This window comes from Nonomuraea sp. NPDC048892 (assembly GCF_040649735.1).
Lineage (GTDB): Bacteria > Actinomycetota > Actinomycetes > Streptosporangiales > Streptosporangiaceae > Nonomuraea > Nonomuraea maheshkhaliensis.
The window spans coordinates 108252-123095 of the sequence record NZ_JBEZFZ010000022.1; the positions used below are offsets into that span (position 1 = coordinate 108252).

A 14844-nucleotide genomic window follows, 5' to 3' on the forward strand; every position below is an offset into this window, starting at 1 on the left:
TCGCTCAATTGGCGTGATCACCGTGCCAGGAGCGCCACAGGGACGCGTACGCGCCGCCCGCCGCGACCAGCTCCTCGTGCGTGCCCAGCTCGGTCAGCCGCCCGTCCCGCATGACCGCCACTCGGTCCGCGTCGTGAGCCGTCTGGAGGCGGTGGGCGATGGCGATGACCGTACGGCCCTCCAGCACCGCGGCCAGGGCGCGCTCCGTGTGGCGGGCCGTACGCGGATCCAGCAGCGCGGTCGCCTCGTCGAGGATCAGCGTGTGCGGGTCGGCCAGCACCACGCGGGCCAGGGCCAGCTGCTGGGCCCGCGCGCCGTCCGGGCGGTGCGGCCTGTGGCGCAGGTCGGTGTCCAGCCCGTCGGGCAGCTCGTCGAACCAGTCGGCGCCCACGGCGGCCAGCGCCGCGCGCAGGTCGGCGTCGGTGGCCTCGGGGGCGGCGATCTGGAGGTTGTCCCGTACGGTGCCCAGGAACACGTGGTGCTCCTGGGTGACCAGGATGACCCGCTCACGGAGCAGCCCAGGGGCCAGGTCGGCCACGGGGACGCCGCCGACCGTGACGGAGCCCGTACGAGGGGCGTCCATGCCGGCCAGAAGTCGGCCCAGCGTCGTCTTGCCCGCCCCCGACGGGCCGACGATGGCCAGCCGCTCGCCGGGTCGCACGCTCAGCTCCACCTCGTGCAGCACGTCGGGCCCGCCGTCGTAGGCGTAGGACGCACGGGAGACCTCCAGCCGATCATCCACGGGCACCGAGGACCCACCGGCCGCCGCGTCCCCCGAAATCCGGCCCTGCCCCTCGGACGCCTGCCCCTCGGACGCCTGCCCCTCGGACACCGGATCCTTGGACGCCGAATTCTCGGATGTCGGGCCCTTGGACGCCGGGCCCGCGGGTGTGGTCCCTGGAGGGGCGGCCAGGCCCTCGACGCGGGCGAAGGCGGCGCCGCTGCTCTGCAGCTCCTCCAGCCGTTGCAGGACGGTGTTCAGCGGCTCGGAGAGCTGGCGCAGGTAGAGGGCGGAGGCGACCACCGTGCCCAGCGTCATCGCGGACGGGTCCCGCATCGTGAGCGCGCCCCCGACCAGCAGCACGGCCGCCACCGGGATCGCGTACGAGACGTCCACCACCGGGAAGAGCACACTGCGCAGGAACAACGTCCTGGTCCTGGCCCGCCGGGACTCCTCGACCGTCCGCCGGCAGGCCATGAGGCGGCGGTGTTCGAGCCTGAGCGCCTGCACGGTGCGGGCGCCGGTCGTGGTGGCGGCCAGCTCCTCGGCCAGCGCCGAGCTGGCGGCGCCCTCCTCCAGGTACGCGCCGAGCGCCCGGCGCAGGTACCAGCGGGAGGCGAACCAGATGCCCGACAGCCCGATCACCCCGCACGCGCCGAGCAGCGGGTCCAGCACGAAGACGGCGGCCAGGATGAACAGTGCCTGGACGGAGGCGATGGCGACGTCAGGCCCGGCGTCACGCAGCGTGGTCCCGACCGCCGCCACGTCGGTGGTGCCCCGGGTGGTCAGGTCGCCGGTGCCCGCCCGCTCGACCACCGAGGCGGGCATGGCCAGCGCGCGCTCGGTGAACTGCTCGCGGATCCTGGCCAGCGTACGTTCGCCGAACCGATGGCCGACGTAGCTCGCGTAACGCGCCAGCAGCAACTGCACCACGGCGCAGCCGAGAATGGCCAGCGCCAGCCGGTCCACCGTGCTGACTGCGGCGCCGGCCTTGACCTCGTCCACGATGCGGCCGAGCAGCCACGGCGCGCCCAACCCCGCGACGGCGGCCAGCCCGTTGAGCACGAGCATGGCGACGAACGCCCGCCCGTCCAAGCGAACGAGCCGCACCGCCGCCTTACGCGTCTGCGCGGACCCGGCAACAGGCAACCCACCGCGCACGCCCTGCGCCCCACCGCTTCCCGACCGGCTTGGTGCGCTGCTTGCCGGCCGGCCTTCTGCACGGCTTCCCGGGCGGCCTCCTGCCCTACTTCTCGGGACGTCTTCTGCACTGCTTCCCGACTGGTCTCCAGCGTCGTTCACCGGCCGGCCTCCTGAGGTGTGATGCCGGCTCGGCCGCCCGCGCCAGGGCCGGCGGGCACTCCGGCCGGGCCTCCTGTGCTGGGTATGCCGGTCGGACCTCCTGTGCGGGGCCCGCTGGGTGCTCCGGAAGGGTGGTCGGAAGGGTGGCCGGAGGTGGGTGGGCCGTTGGTTCGGCCGTTGGTGGTCGTGTCGTCCGGGTTGTCGTCTTCTGTGCCGCGTGAGACCAGCGCCCGGTAGCCGGACTCCTCGCGCAGCAGGTCGTGATGGGTTCCCGCGGCCACGGCCGTTCCGTCGACCAGGTAGTACACCCGGTCGGCCCGGTCCAGGACGAGTGGGGAGGTGCTGGTGACGACCGTGGTGCGGCCGGCTCGTACCGTACGCAGGCGGGCGGCGACCGTGGCCTCGGTGTGGGCGTCCAGGGCCGAGGTGGGCTCGGCGGCGAGCAGGATCTCCGGGTCGGCCAGGAGCGCGCGGGCCAGCCGCACCCGCTGCCGCTGGCCCCCGGACAGGTTGCGGCCCTGGGTGGAGATGGGGGAGTCCAGGCCGTGCGGAAGCGCCTGCACGATGTCCTCGGCCATGGCCGCGTGCACGGCTCGCTCGACGGCCGCGTCGTCGGGCTCCCGGCTGCCCGCGATGACCTCGCGTAACGTGCCGGCGAACAGGTGGGCCTCGTTGTCCGCCACCAGGATCCGCTCCCGCAGCGCCTCGCGATCGATGTCGCGAAGACGAACCCCACCCCAGGTCACACCCGAGCCGGTGGTCGCGCCCGGGGTGGTGGTCGTGCCCGAGTCCGTGGTTGCGCCGGAGCCCGTGGTCGTGGTCGCGCCTGGGGTGGTCTCGGCGTCGAGCCTGCCCGAGAGGTCGAACCCGCCCAGGCGGTCGAGCACCGCCGCCGAGTCCGCCGCTCGCGCACTGACCAGCGCCGTGACCAGCCCGGGAACGATCTCCACCCCGGACGCCGGATCGCGCAGGGCAGCCGGTGCGTCGGGCGGCGGCAGGTCGGCACCGCCCGGCGACCTGGGCCTCTCGCCACCGGGCAGCGCGGGTTTCCGGCCGCTCGGCGGCGTGCGCTTGCCGTCACCGGTCGGCGCGGGCTCCCCTCCACCCGGCGACGCACCCCTGCCGCCGGTGGGCGCAGCGGTCTCGCGCGAGGCCTCGCGCGAGGTCTCGGGCGGCGCGTCGCCGGCGGGCCCGTCGGGCTTGTGCCGAAGCTCGGGCGATGCGTCTCCGGTAGGCCTGTCGGGCTCGTGCCGAAGCCCGGGTGGCGTGTCGCCCTCGGGGCGGAGGCTGAGGAAGTGGATGACGCGGCGGGCCGCGACCAGGCCGCGGCTGAGGTCGTAGCCGCCCTCCACGAAGAACGAGACCGGCACCACCAGCACGGCCGCGTACCCGTACAGTGCCACCAGTTCCCCGACCGTGATCTCCCCCTGCGCGGCCATCCGGGCGGCCAGCCACGTCACGCCCCCGAGGAAGAGCGTCGGCAGCCCCACCCCCAGCGCGTGGATCCAGCTCGTCACCGCCCCCACCCGGTACCCCTGCTCCCGCAGTTCCCGCGAGCCGCGCCGGTAGCGGTCGGCGTAGACGTCCTTGCCGCCGATGCCGTTGAGCACCCGCAGCCCGCCGGCGAGGTCGGCGAAGCGGGCGGCGAGTTCGCCCTGCCGACCCCGGTAGGCGGTCTCGGCGCCGCGCAGCCGTCCCAGCAGCGGCCCGAGCACGCCGACCAGCAGCGGCACCCCCAGCAGCACCACGGCGGCGAGCAGCGGCGAGACCGACAGCAGCAGCCCGGCCACCACGATGTAGGCCAGCACCGCCCCGACCCCAGGCCCGGTGATGGTGAGTGTCTGGGCCATCACGGCGGCGTCGGCGGCGCCGATCGTGACGACCTCCCCGGCCGTCACCCGGCCGGGGAGTGACGCGCCGAGCCGGGTCGCGTGCAGGGTCACCGCCTCCACGGTCCGGTAGGAGGCGTCCAGCCGCACCCTCGTCATCGTCCGGTGGCGCATGATCGCCAGCCAGGCGTTCAGCAGCCCCGCGCCGAAGACGGCGGCCACCCACCAGGCCAGTACGGGATAGCGCCCTGTGGACAGCCCGTCGTCGATGGCCCGCGACAGCAGGTAGGGAGGCAGCGTCAGGCCGACCATCCAGGCGGTCCCCAGCGACGCCCCGGCCAGGATCCGCGCCCGCTGGCTCGTGACCAGCCACCACAGATAGCGCCCTGGGCCGCGGACGTCGGGGGTTCCCGGATTGATGGGGTCTTCCGCCATGCATCGCACAGTAGCCGGGAGGACCGACGGTCTCGTGGCCAGGTCAGGGCACCAGTACGACCTTGCCCGTGGTCCGCCTCGACTCCAGCGCCGCGTGCGCCGCCGCGGCCTCGGCGAGCGGGAACGTCTGCACGGCCGGCACCAGCGTGCCCTCGGCCACGGCCGCCAGCGCCCTGACCTCGTACGCCGGACGCTCGTCCTGCTGACCGAGCAGGAGCAGCAGGGCGTTGGTCACGCTCAGCCCGCGCGAGGCGACCAGCCCCGGATCCGGCTCGATGGGCCGCTGGGAGGCGGTGCCGATGGTGAGGCACCGGCCGCCGTCGGCGAGCAGCTCGAACGCCGCCCGCGCCCGGTCCCCGCCCACCCCGTCGAGCAGCGCGGTGACCTTCCTGCCGCCGAGCAGGTCGGCGACCCGCTGCTCCCAGCCGGGCTCGTCGTAGTCGACGGCGAGGTCCGCGCCCAGTTCGCGCACGGCGGCCACCTTGGCGGGCCCGCCCGCCGCGCCGATCACCTGGGCGCCCAGGCGGCGGGCGTACTGGACGAGGAGCCGGCCGACGCCGCCGGCCGCCGAGGTCACGAGGACCACGTCGGCGGAGGTCAGCTCGGCCACGTCGAGGAAGTGCAGCGCGGTGACCCCTGTGACGATCATGGCGACGGCCGACGCGTGATCGACGCCGTCGGGGATGCGGTGCACGGCGGCCAGGTCGGCGACCGCCAGCTCGGCGTACCCGCCAGGCTGCCCGCCCGAGGTCACGACGTCACGCCCGATCCAGGCGGGGTCCACGTCCGGTCCCACGGCGTCCACGGTGCCCGCCACCTCGCCGCCGAAGATCGTCGGCAGGTCGGGCAGCGGCGGCAGCGGTGTCTCCGGGTCGCTGATCCCGCCCTTGCGCAACATCGTCTCGACCAGGTGCACGCCGGCCGCCTTGACGGCGATGCGCACCTGGCCGGGGCCGGGCTCCGGGTCGGGGACGACCTCGTAGCCGAGGTTCTCGGCCGGGCCGAAGGAGTGCAGGACGACGGCGTGCATGGGGTGCTCCGTGAGGTCGGGGTAGGTTCGCGTTCCCAGGCTGCAACCTCAACTAAAGTTGATGTCAAGCGAAAGTCCAGGGTGACCTCACGCCGGCGGCGAGTCCCCGGGCGCGAACAGGTGCCGCCAGTGCTCGGCGGCCCGGATCATGTCCTCGTTGGTGTGGCGCAGGAACTTGGTCACGTTCTCCAGGCGTCCCCCGACCGGGGTTGCCGTGCCGAAGAGCTTGGCGCCCTCGGCGGTCACCTCCGCGAGCATGGCGTTGCGCTGCACGCTGGTCAGGTAGGACCGATACCAGATGTCGTCGTCCACCACGTAGCGGTCGCGGCGGCTCCGGGGGTCGCGCTCGCGCCTGATCAGCCGCTGCTCCTCCAGGTACGCGACCGCGGTGGACACCGAGGCCGGGCTGACCCGCAGCCGCTCGGTCAGCTCCCGGGCCGTGAGCGCGCCGGTGCCGGTGGTGGCCAGGCACGTGAGGATCCTGGCCGTCATCCTGGGCATGCCGATCTGGACGAGGACCTCGGCCATCCGATCCGCGAACGCGCCCACCGCCCTGAGATCGCGCCCGTGGCCCGGCTCGGGGGTCCGCCTGGCGGGTTTGTGGGCAGGTGGCGGGGCCGGCTTGCGGCGGCGGGCGCGCTGTCCGGCCAGCTGCTGGGCGCGGTCGGCCCGGTAGCCCTTGGGGCCGCCGTTGCGCTGGACCTCCCGGCTGACCGTGGAGGTCGGCCGGTCCAGGCGACGGGCGATCTCGGCGTAGCCCAGCCCTTCCGACAGCCCCGCCGCTATCCGCCGCCGGTCCTCGTAGGTGAGCCTGCCTCCGGGCATCCCGCCTCCTCATCCGTTTCGCCGCCAGTATTGCGTTCGAATGCATCTCATTGCAACTTCCCCATTGCGTTCGAGGTCAGGATCATTGCAATCTCTACCGTCAATGAGCTGCTTAAATGCAGTTCAAGCCGTCGAACGGCATTGACTGGACACTGAAACGCAACGTAGCTTTTGGCATTCACCGAACACGTACTATCGCGAACAGGGGAGTGCCACGAATGAACGGCAAGCTTCAGCGGATGCTCGAACGGGTCGTGGACGACGGCGGTGTACCGGGGATCCTCGCCGACGTGCGCGACGGGACCCAGAGCTGGTTCGGCACGGCGGGCGTGGCCGACCTGGAGAGCGGTCGGGCGCGCGGAAGGCAGGACCGGTTCAGGATCGGCAGCTTCACCAAGGCGTTCACCTCGACCGTGGTGCTGTTGCTCGACGCCGAGGGCCGGCTGAGCCTCGACGACACCGTGGAGACCTGGCTGCCCGGCGCGATCCGCGACGGCGACAAGATCACTGTCCGGCGGCTGCTCAACCAGACCAGCGGCATCTTCAACTACACCATGGACGAGAAGATGCAGGGGCAGTACGCCGGGCCGAGCGTCCTGGAGCGCCGCTTCGACCGCTCCAGCCCCGAGGAGCTCGTACGGATCGCCATGCGCCATGAGCCCGCCTTCGCGCCGGGCGAGGGCTGGGGCTACTCCAACACCAACTTCGTGCTCGCCGGGATGATCATCGAGCGAGTCACCGGCAGACTGTACGCCGAGGAGGTCCGGCGGCGCATCGCCGACCCGCTCGGGCTGGAGGGGACGTACGTGCCCGGCGACGACACCGAGCTGCGCGGTCCCCACGCCCGCCACTACTCCAAGCTCATGCTCCCGGACCCCGACGCCGAGATCCACGACGTCACCGAGCTGAACGCCTCCGGCGCCTGGGCGGCCGGCGGCATGGTCTCGACGGCCGGGGATCTCCACCTCTTCCTCCGGGCGCTCCTGGGCGGCCGGTTGCTGCCGCAGAAGCAGATGGAGGAGATGTTCACCGGCGTCTCGACGGAGGGCGGAGGCTGGATCCCGAACACCACGTACGGCCTGGGCGTCTTCTGGCAGGAGCTCCCCGGCGGGCAGACGGTCTGGGGCGGCGGCGGCGCGATCAACGGCTCCTGGACCTACGCCATGGGCAGCCGCGACGGCGAGCACCTGCTCGTCAGCAACGTCAACGGCGACTGGGGCGACCTCATCACCACCTTCACCGAACTCCTCCAGTCCGAGTTCGGCGCGGAGGAGTTCGGCGCGGAGGAGTTCGGCGCGGACGACGGGAGGTGACCCCGCTCAGGGCACGAGCGTCAGCGACGGCCGCTGGTCGGGCAGGCCGATCAGCTCGCGTACCCGTGCGATCGGCCAGGCCAGCTCTCTGGCCAGCGTCGCCGCGTTCAGCCCGCTCTCCTTGCAGGCCAGCTCGAAGGCGTGCGCCAGCAGCACCGGCTGCTCGCCCGGATAGCCGGAGACCGGCTCGTTGGTGAACCCGGGCTGCTCGCGCAGCGCGGCCAGGCGCTGGTAGGCGCGCCCGGCGGCGGAGTCGGACAGCAGGCCGGTCTCCCGGCACCGGTAGAGCAGCGAGTCGACCGACACCCCCCACGTCTGCCGCAGCTCGGCCAGCCTGCGCAGGTCGGCGCGGAGCGGGAGCTGGGGCAGGATGCTGTCGCGGGGGGTGAGGAACTCGGCGGCGAAGGCGTCGGCCTCGCGCTCCTGGTGGGAGTCGCCCGCGGCGGTGTCGCCGTGGAGGACGAGGTGGCCCAGCTCGTGGGCGGCGGTGAAGCGGTGGCGGTAGATGTCGTCGAACCGGTTGGGCGTCAGCACCACGATCGGCCGGGGCAGGCTGGAGGTGGAGAAGGCGTCGACGGTCACCGCGTCGGGGTCGTGGCGGGGAAAGGCCACCACGATGCCGTGCGCCTCCATCCGGCGCACCAGGTGGCTGATCGGCCCGGCGCCCAGCCCCCAGTGGGAGCGTAGCGCGCGGGCGGCCCCGGCCGGGTCGCGCGGCAGCGCGGAGTGCATCTCGCCGCCGGCGAACCCGGGCAGGTCGACGGCGGGCAGCTGCACCCGTTTCTCCAGCGCGTACGCCAGCTCCCACACCTGCTCGACGAAGGCCACGGCCTTGGCCCGCTGGTAGGCCCGGGTGGAGCGCAGGCTGCGGAAGTGGGCCATGGACCCGTCGAGCTTGCCGTGCGGGCGGCCGGGCAGGAAGAACGCCATCGGCACCGACAGCACCTCGGCCAGCGGCGCGATCAGGTCGGGCCGCGGCCGGGTGACGCCCGCCTCGTATTGACCGACCGCCGCCGGAGAGACGCCGAGATGCTCGGCGACCTCCTTCTTGGTGAGCGCGGCCAGGTGACGGGCCTGGGTGAGGCGGGTGGCGTCGAAGGCGTCGGCGACGGCCTGCGGGCTCGGCCCGCCCGCCCGGGAGTCACGCACCGCCGGCGGCCTCCGGCCGGATCGGGGTGGCCTCGGCGACCGGCCGCTCACCGGACCGGGCGGACCCGGTGCGCGCGTTGACCTCGGGCATCGGCAGGACGCCCTGGTCGAAGGCGGCCGCGCTGTCACCGGAGGCGGGCGCGCCGGCCTCGTGGGCCAGCGGGATCGGCTCGCACTGGTGCCAGCGCAGGCTGCCGAAGCGGTCGAGCAGCTCGGCCTCGCCCCACCAGGCATCGAGCAGCCCGGCGTGGGCGTTGGCCGCGTAGGCGATCAGCACCAGCCGGGTGTCGTCGGGCAGGTCGCCCAGCGCCTCGGCGACCGGCACCGCGTGCGGCGGGAGGTCGTGCATCGCGAGCTGCCGCATCCGCGGCTCGGGGCCGAACCGGTTGAACAGCGCCTGTACCAGCGCTGACGGGCGGCCGTCGCCGATCCTGGCGCTCATCACGGTGAGCGAGCGGTCCTTGGCGTAGCGGAAGGGGAACAGCAGCTTGCCGTCGAGCACGACCAGCTCGTGCTGGGAGCCGCCGGGCTTGACGACGCGCACGTCGCCCATGTCCTCGAACGCCTCGGCCAGCGCCTCGAACTTGCGCGACATGAGCGTGAACCCGAACGGGTGCAGATGATCGGTCTGCGCCACCTTCTGCGCGTCCCTGGCGTTTTCCAGCGCGACCGACAGAGCCTCGGCCACGCCCTGTCTGATCAGGGGAGCGCGCTGCCCGAACGTGTCGTGGGCCCACTGGGACATCCGCATGCCCGACCTCCTGCCGCTTTACTTTCCAACATCATAGGCCCGCCACGACTTCATGTTGCCCGCACGACACACCTTCCCCCTTGTACGGCTTGCATTCTTGTATGACAATATTCCGCGTCTAACAAGTGAGCTTGACGAGAGGTGCGCTTCCGCATGCGAACACCCGACTGGCCCCTGACGGCGACCCGCTGGACGCAACTGACGCTGGCCGAGGACGACCCGGCACACCTCGACGTCGACTTCTGGACCTCGGTGATGCGAGACAGCAGGTCGAACGCGGTCTGCATCAGCGCGGGCGGCTACATCGCCTACTACCCGACCCTGATCCCGTACCACCACCGCAGCACCTTCATGGGCGACACCGACCCGTTCGGCGCGCTCGTCGAGGCGGCCAGGGGGCTCGGCATGCACGTCATGGCCAGGGTGGACCCCCACGCCGTGCACGCCGACGCGGCCACCGCGCATCCCGAGTGGCTGGCGTGCGACCAGGACGGCGCGCCGATCGAGCACTGGTCCCATCCCGGCATCTGGCTGACCTGCGCCTTCACCGGCTACCACCGGGAGTTCATCACCGAGGTGGCCAGGGAGATCGTGCGCGAGTACGACGTGGACGCGATCTTCGCCAACCGGTGGGAGGGCTACTACGGCATCTCCTACAGCGAGGCCGCGCGGCGCTCGTTCCGCGACGACACGGGGTTCGAGCTGCCCAAGCGCGAGCACGACACGACCGACCCTGCCTGGCCCGCCTATGTGGCCTGGCGGCGGCGCCGGCTCAGCGAGCTGGTCGCGATCTGGGACGCGGCGGTCAAGGACCTGCGGCCGCACGCTCGTTTCATCCCCAACCTGGGCGCCTTCGCCGCCCGCGACCTGGAGCCCGAGCTGGTCGAGCGGGTCTACCCGCTGTTCGTGGTGGACAAGCAGGGCCGTTCGGGCATCGAGGCGCCGTGGGCGGCCGGGCGGGTGGCCAAGCGCAGCAGGGGCCTGTTCCCCGACCGGCCGGTCGGGCTCATCACCTCGGTCGGGCCCGAGTACCACCAGCACCGGTGGAAGGACTCGGTGGCCCCGCCGGAGGAGGTGCGGACGTGGATCGTGGACGGGTTCGCGCAGGGCGCGTTCCCGTGGTTCACCAAGTTCAACGCCACCGTCTCCGACCCGCGCTGGGTGCCGGCCGTGGTGGACGCGTTCGGGCTGCACGCGAAGCTGGAGCCGGTGCTGGCGCCGATGCCGGTCACGGCCGAGGTGGCGCTGGTCGACCCGAGCAGGGCCGGGCGGATCAGGAGCGGGGCGGCACACTCCTTCCCCGACGAGGACGGCTTCTACCAGGCGCTGGTCGAGGCGCGGATCCCGTTCGACCTGCTGGCCGACCAGGTGCTGTCGGCCGAGCGGCTGCGGCCGTACAAGGTGCTGGTGCTGGCCAACGCCGAGCAGCTCAGCGACGAGCAGTGCGCGGCGGTCCGCGACTACGTGGCCGCCGGCGGCGGCCTGGTCGCCGCGCACCAGTCCTCCCTGTACGACGAGCACGGCGCGCCGCGCGCCAACTTCGGCCTGGCCGACGTCTTCGGCGCCGACCTGGTGACCCGGCTCAGAGGCCCGGTGAAGAACAATTACATCGCCCTGACCGGCGAGCACCCGGTCAGCGACGGCTTCGGCCCGGCCGGGCGGATCATCGGCGGCACCCGGCTGCTGGGCGTCGTGGCCAGGCCGGGCACGCAGGTGCCGTTCCGCTTCATCCCGGACTTTCCGGATCTGCCGATGGAGGAGCTGTACGCCAGGAAGGCCCCCGACGCCCCTGCCGTGATCACCAGGGAGGGCCCTGGGCGGGTGGTCTACATCCCGTTCGACCTCGGGGCGATCTTCTGGGAGACGCTCCAGGCCGATCACGGCCTGCTGATCGCCAACGCGGTGCGCTGGGCGCTCGGCGGCGAGCCCGAGGCCACCGTACGCGGCCCAGGGCTGGTCGACCTGGCGGTGCGCCGCGACGAGCACGGCCTCGCGGTCACCGTGGTCAACCTGACCAACCCCATGGCCATGCGCGGCGCGATCAGGGAGACCATCCCGCTGCCGCCGCAGACGGTCTCCGTCGCGCTGCCGCGGGACACGGCGGGTGCCACGGCCCGGCTGCTGGTGGACGGGAGCGAGGTCCCCGTCGCCGTCCGCGAGGGCCGGGCCGAGGTGGAGCTGACCGGCGTGGGCCTCATCGAGGTCGTGCACGTGACCTGGGAGAAGGGGTGAGCCGCGTCTGGTGGCGTGAGCCGTTCCGGATGTTCCAGACCAACCTCCGCGAGGTGGACGCCGGGCTCGACGTCGAGCGGGTGCTGGACTACCTGGAGGAGTTCGGCGCGAACGCCTGGCTGATCAGCGTCGGCGGCATCCTGTCGAACTATCCGACCGGCCTGGACTTCCAGACGCGCAACCCGCACCTGGCCGAGCGGCCGTCCGGCGACCTGATCGGCGACGCGGTGGCGGCGGCCCGGCGCAGGGGCGTGCGCGTGCTGGCCAGGATGGACTTCTCCAAGATCGACCACCGGCGGGCGGAGCGGCATCCCGAGTGGTGCTTCGTCTCGCCCGCCGGTGAGCGGCAGGTCTACAACGGCCTCACGAGCGTGTGCCCGAGCGGCGACTACTACCAGGTCAAGCTGTTCGAGGTGATCGGGGAGGTGCTCGACCGGTACGAGGTCGACGGCTTCTTCCTCAACTGGATGTCGTTCAACGAAGTGGACTACAGCCGCACGTACTGGGGCGTGTGCCACTGCCTGGCCTGCGCCCGCCGCTACGACGGTGAACTGCCCGAGCGGGCGGACGCCCGGTGGCGCGCGTTCACACGGGCGACGCTGGACGACCTGCACGCCAGGATCAGGGCCGAGATCGCCGCGCGAAGACCGGAGGCGGCGCTCATCCTGGGCGAGCACGCCGACATCGTCTTCCACGAGGCGAACAACGCCGTCGGCCGGCCCCTCTGGCACCACAGGACCAGCGAGCACGTGAGCGCGGCCAAGTCGTACCGGCCTGAGGTGCCGGTGCTGGTCAACTCGGTGGGGTTCGTGGACATGCCGTACCGGATGGCGGGGGAGGAGCCTCACCATTTCGCCCAGTATCTGCTGCAGGCGATCTCGCGGGGGGCGATCCCGTCCACGTACATCATGGGGACGCCGGACGACAGCCCGTACGAGTGCCTGGAGATCGCCGGCGAGCTGACCCGGTTCCACCGCGACCACGCCGAGGTCTACCGGGACCTGGTCTCCGAGGCGCGCACGCTGCTGGTCCGCCCCGAAGGGGAGCGGGCCGAGTTCCAGGGGCTCTACCTGGCGCTGCTGGAGCGGCACGTGCCCTTCGACGTGCTGCCCGAGGAGAAGCTGGCGGCGAGTGACCTGTCGCGCTACCGGCTGGTCGTGCTGCCCGACATCGGCGCGCTGAGCCGTCCCGAGGTGCTGGACGCGTACGCGGAGGCGGGCGGCACCGTGCTGGCGACCGGTGCGAGCGACGCGGGGCTCGCCTGCCTGCCCGTCGCCCGCCGGCTGGCCGCGTACACGACGGAGGAGTCCGTCCGCTCGCTGCACCTGCGCGGCGACCGCGGCATGGTGCCGGTGATCGGCGCCTTCCACGTGGTCGAGCCCGCGCCGGGCGCCGAGACGGGCCTGCCCGCGCTCTCCAGGGCCAGGTACGGCCCGCCGGAGAAGTGTCACGGCCACCTGGAGACCGGCCACCCCGGCTGGCTGAGCGCCCCGTACGGCCGGGGCAGAGGCGTGCTGATGCCCTGGACCGTCGGGCGCGGCTATCGGGAGACCGGGCTGAGCGCTCACCGCGACCTGTTCGCCGACCGCCTGCCCGCCGGCCTCGCCGTCGAGACCGGGCTGCCCGAGCAGGCGGAGATCGTGCCCGCCCGCGCAGGGGACACGCGGGTGATCCATCTGCTCAACCGCTCGGGCGACGCCGATCAGCGTTTCCGCCGCCCGCTGCCGATCGCCGAATCGTGGCTGGACCTGCCCTGGGAGGGCGAGTGGCGGGCGCACGCGCTGCGTGCGGACCGCCCCCTGGAGGTGGACGGCGGCCGGGTGCGGCTGCCCGAGATCGGCCTCTTCGAAGTCGTGAAATTGTCAAACAAGTATTCATGACCTATTGACGGTCTCGTTAGACAAATGAACACTGGACCATCACCGGGGTAGCCGGTCCCCTGTGAGAACGACGGGAGAACACAGTGATGAGCGGACTAGATCGGCGGGGGTTCCTGAAGCTGGTGGCGGCCGGGGCACTGGGGGCCGGCCTCACGGCGTGCGGCGCCGGCGACTCGGGCGGCGGAGGCGGCACCACGCTGCGGTACGCGTGGTGGGGCAACAACGTCCGGCAGCAGAACTACACGAAGGCGCTCAAGGAGTTCGTGGCCAAGAACCCGGGCATCCAGGTCGAGCCGGAGTTCGCCGAGTATTCGGCCTTCCAGGAGCGCATGACCACCCAGATGGCGGCCCGCGACGTGGCCGACATCTTCTGGGTCGCATCGGCGCAGGTCATGACGTACCACAAGAGCAACATCTACCGCCGCCTCGACGAGGTGCCCAGCGTCAACCTGGCCGACTACTCCAAGGAGGAGCTGGAGTCGTTCAAGCTGGGCGGGCAGCTCAACACCATGCCGTTCGGCATCTTCGTCCCCGTCTTCCGCTACAACGAGACGTTCGCCGAGGAGGACGGCGTCAAGCTCCCGCCGGCCGACGCCGACTGGGACGCCTGGTCGGAGTTCCTCATCGACTACTCCAAGGACAACCCGAAGCAGCGCAAGGGCATGCCGTACGAGGCCGACGCCGACATGGTGTTCGAGGCCTGGCTGCGCCAGCGCGGCGAGCTGCTCTGGACCCAGGACGGCAAGCCCGGCTTCACCGCCGACAGCGTGCGGGCCTGGTTCGACTGGTGGGACAAGATGCAGAAGGCCGGCGCCGTGATGACGCTGAGCGAGCAGGAGGGGATGGGCCCCGACTGGGCCGTGGTCGGCAAGAAGGTGCTGGCCAAGGTCGGCAACTCCAACCACATCATCGACGACGCCAAGATGTTCCCCGATTACTCCTTCAAGCTGCGCAGCGTGCCCGTGAACAAGGACGCGCAGGCCGGGCACCCCTTCCTCTACTACCCCCGGATGGCCATCTACCAGGGCATCGACGACGACAAGCTGGAGGCCGCGGGCAAGCTCGTCAGCTACAACACCAACGACCCCGCGATGATCAAGACCGTCGGTCTCACCATGGGCGCGCCGGTCAACCCCAAGGTCTTCGAGCAGACGCTGGCCAGTGCGCAGGGCGACGACAAGGAGATGCTCGACGCCGTACAGGTCAGCCGTAAGGCCGAGCGCCGTCCCCGCTTCGAGGCGCCGCCGGGCACCAGCACCTGGCGCACGGCCATGGCCAGGGTCGCCGAGGAGATCTCGCTCGGCCGGCTGAGCACCGCCGACGGCGCGAAACGGCTGCTCGACGAGATCAATGCCGGCATCGCCCGCGCCCAGTAGG

General features: G+C 72.2%; 10 protein-coding genes. 4 read left to right on the forward strand and 6 right to left on the reverse strand.

Going from position 1 to position 14844, the window contains the following annotated elements; translation table 11 throughout:
* Positions 1-4 precede the first annotated feature (4 nt).
* The 4 genes from AB0C28_RS43375 to AB0C28_RS43390 form a co-directional block, all read right to left on the reverse strand.
* Complete coding sequence (locus AB0C28_RS43375; RefSeq protein WP_358081617.1) at positions 5-1831, reverse strand: ABC transporter ATP-binding protein; 1827 nt, start codon at positions 1829-1831, stop codon at positions 5-7.
* Between the two features lie 188 nt (positions 1832-2019).
* Positions 2020-4287: an ABC transporter transmembrane domain-containing protein gene (locus AB0C28_RS43380; protein ID WP_358081620.1), complete on the reverse strand. Its 2268-nt coding sequence runs from the start codon at positions 4285-4287 to the stop codon at positions 2020-2022.
* Positions 4288-4330: 43 nt separating this feature from the next.
* A complete protein-coding gene (locus tag AB0C28_RS43385; RefSeq protein WP_358081623.1) occupies positions 4331-5317 on the reverse strand; it encodes a zinc-binding dehydrogenase in 987 nt (328 codons plus the stop codon).
* 87 nt (positions 5318-5404) lie between these two features.
* Positions 5405-6142, reverse strand: coding sequence for a helix-turn-helix domain-containing protein (locus tag AB0C28_RS43390; RefSeq protein WP_358081626.1), 738 nt, complete (start codon positions 6140-6142; stop codon positions 5405-5407).
* Positions 6143-6360: 218 nt separating this feature from the next.
* Between AB0C28_RS43390 and AB0C28_RS43395 the strand changes: the two genes are divergently transcribed.
* The gene (locus tag AB0C28_RS43395; protein WP_358081629.1) at positions 6361-7455 is read left to right on the forward strand and encodes a serine hydrolase domain-containing protein; all 1095 of its coding nucleotides are present in this window, start codon (positions 6361-6363) and stop codon (positions 7453-7455) included.
* Positions 7456-7461: 6 nt separating this feature from the next.
* Here the strand turns inward: AB0C28_RS43395 and AB0C28_RS43400 are convergent, their stop codons facing one another.
* Entirely contained in the window at positions 7462-8604 is a 1143-nt protein-coding gene (locus tag AB0C28_RS43400) for an XRE family transcriptional regulator (RefSeq protein ID WP_357848642.1), read from the reverse strand.
* On the reverse strand, positions 8597-9355 hold the full coding sequence (locus AB0C28_RS43405) for a hypothetical protein (protein WP_358081631.1): 759 nt from the start codon (positions 9353-9355) through the stop codon (positions 8597-8599). Before AB0C28_RS43405 ends, AB0C28_RS43400 begins: the two co-directional genes overlap by 8 nt.
* Positions 9356-9508: 153 nt before the next feature.
* Here AB0C28_RS43405 and AB0C28_RS43410 point away from each other — a divergent pair, with 153 nt between their 5' ends.
* The 3 genes from AB0C28_RS43410 (at position 9509) to AB0C28_RS43420 (ending at position 14843) form a co-directional block, all read left to right on the forward strand.
* A complete protein-coding gene (locus AB0C28_RS43410; RefSeq protein ID WP_357848638.1) occupies positions 9509-11587 on the forward strand; it encodes an alpha-amylase family protein in 2079 nt (692 codons plus the stop codon).
* Positions 11584-13467 (forward strand): alpha-amylase family protein, encoded by a 1884-nt coding sequence (locus AB0C28_RS43415; protein WP_358081634.1) that lies wholly within the window; start codon positions 11584-11586, stop codon positions 13465-13467. Before AB0C28_RS43410 ends, AB0C28_RS43415 begins: the two co-directional genes overlap by 4 nt.
* Positions 13468-13553: 86 nt before the next feature.
* Complete coding sequence (locus tag AB0C28_RS43420; protein ID WP_357848634.1) at positions 13554-14843, forward strand: ABC transporter substrate-binding protein; 1290 nt, start codon at positions 13554-13556, stop codon at positions 14841-14843.
* Position 14844 lies beyond the last annotated feature (1 nt).

Bases quoted from the DNA above. Each gene is read 5' to 3' on its own strand.
- AB0C28_RS43380 (WP_358081620.1), bottom strand. From the start codon at position 4,287: ATGGCGGAAGACCCCATCAATCCGGGAACCCCCGACGTCCGCGGCCCA.
- AB0C28_RS43395 (WP_358081629.1), top strand. From the start codon at position 6,361: ATGAACGGCAAGCTTCAGCGGATGCTCGAACGGGTCGTGGACGACGGC.
- AB0C28_RS43420 (WP_357848634.1), top strand. From the start codon at position 13,554: ATGAGCGGACTAGATCGGCGGGGGTTCCTGAAGCTGGTGGCGGCCGGG.
- AB0C28_RS43405 (WP_358081631.1), bottom strand. From the start codon at position 9,355: ATGCGGATGTCCCAGTGGGCCCACGACACGTTCGGGCAGCGCGCTCCC.
- AB0C28_RS43410 (WP_357848638.1), top strand. From the start codon at position 9,509: ATGCGAACACCCGACTGGCCCCTGACGGCGACCCGCTGGACGCAACTG.
- AB0C28_RS43385 (WP_358081623.1), bottom strand. From the start codon at position 5,317: ATGCACGCCGTCGTCCTGCACTCCTTCGGCCCGGCCGAGAACCTCGGC.
- AB0C28_RS43390 (WP_358081626.1), bottom strand. From the start codon at position 6,142: ATGCCCGGAGGCAGGCTCACCTACGAGGACCGGCGGCGGATAGCGGCG.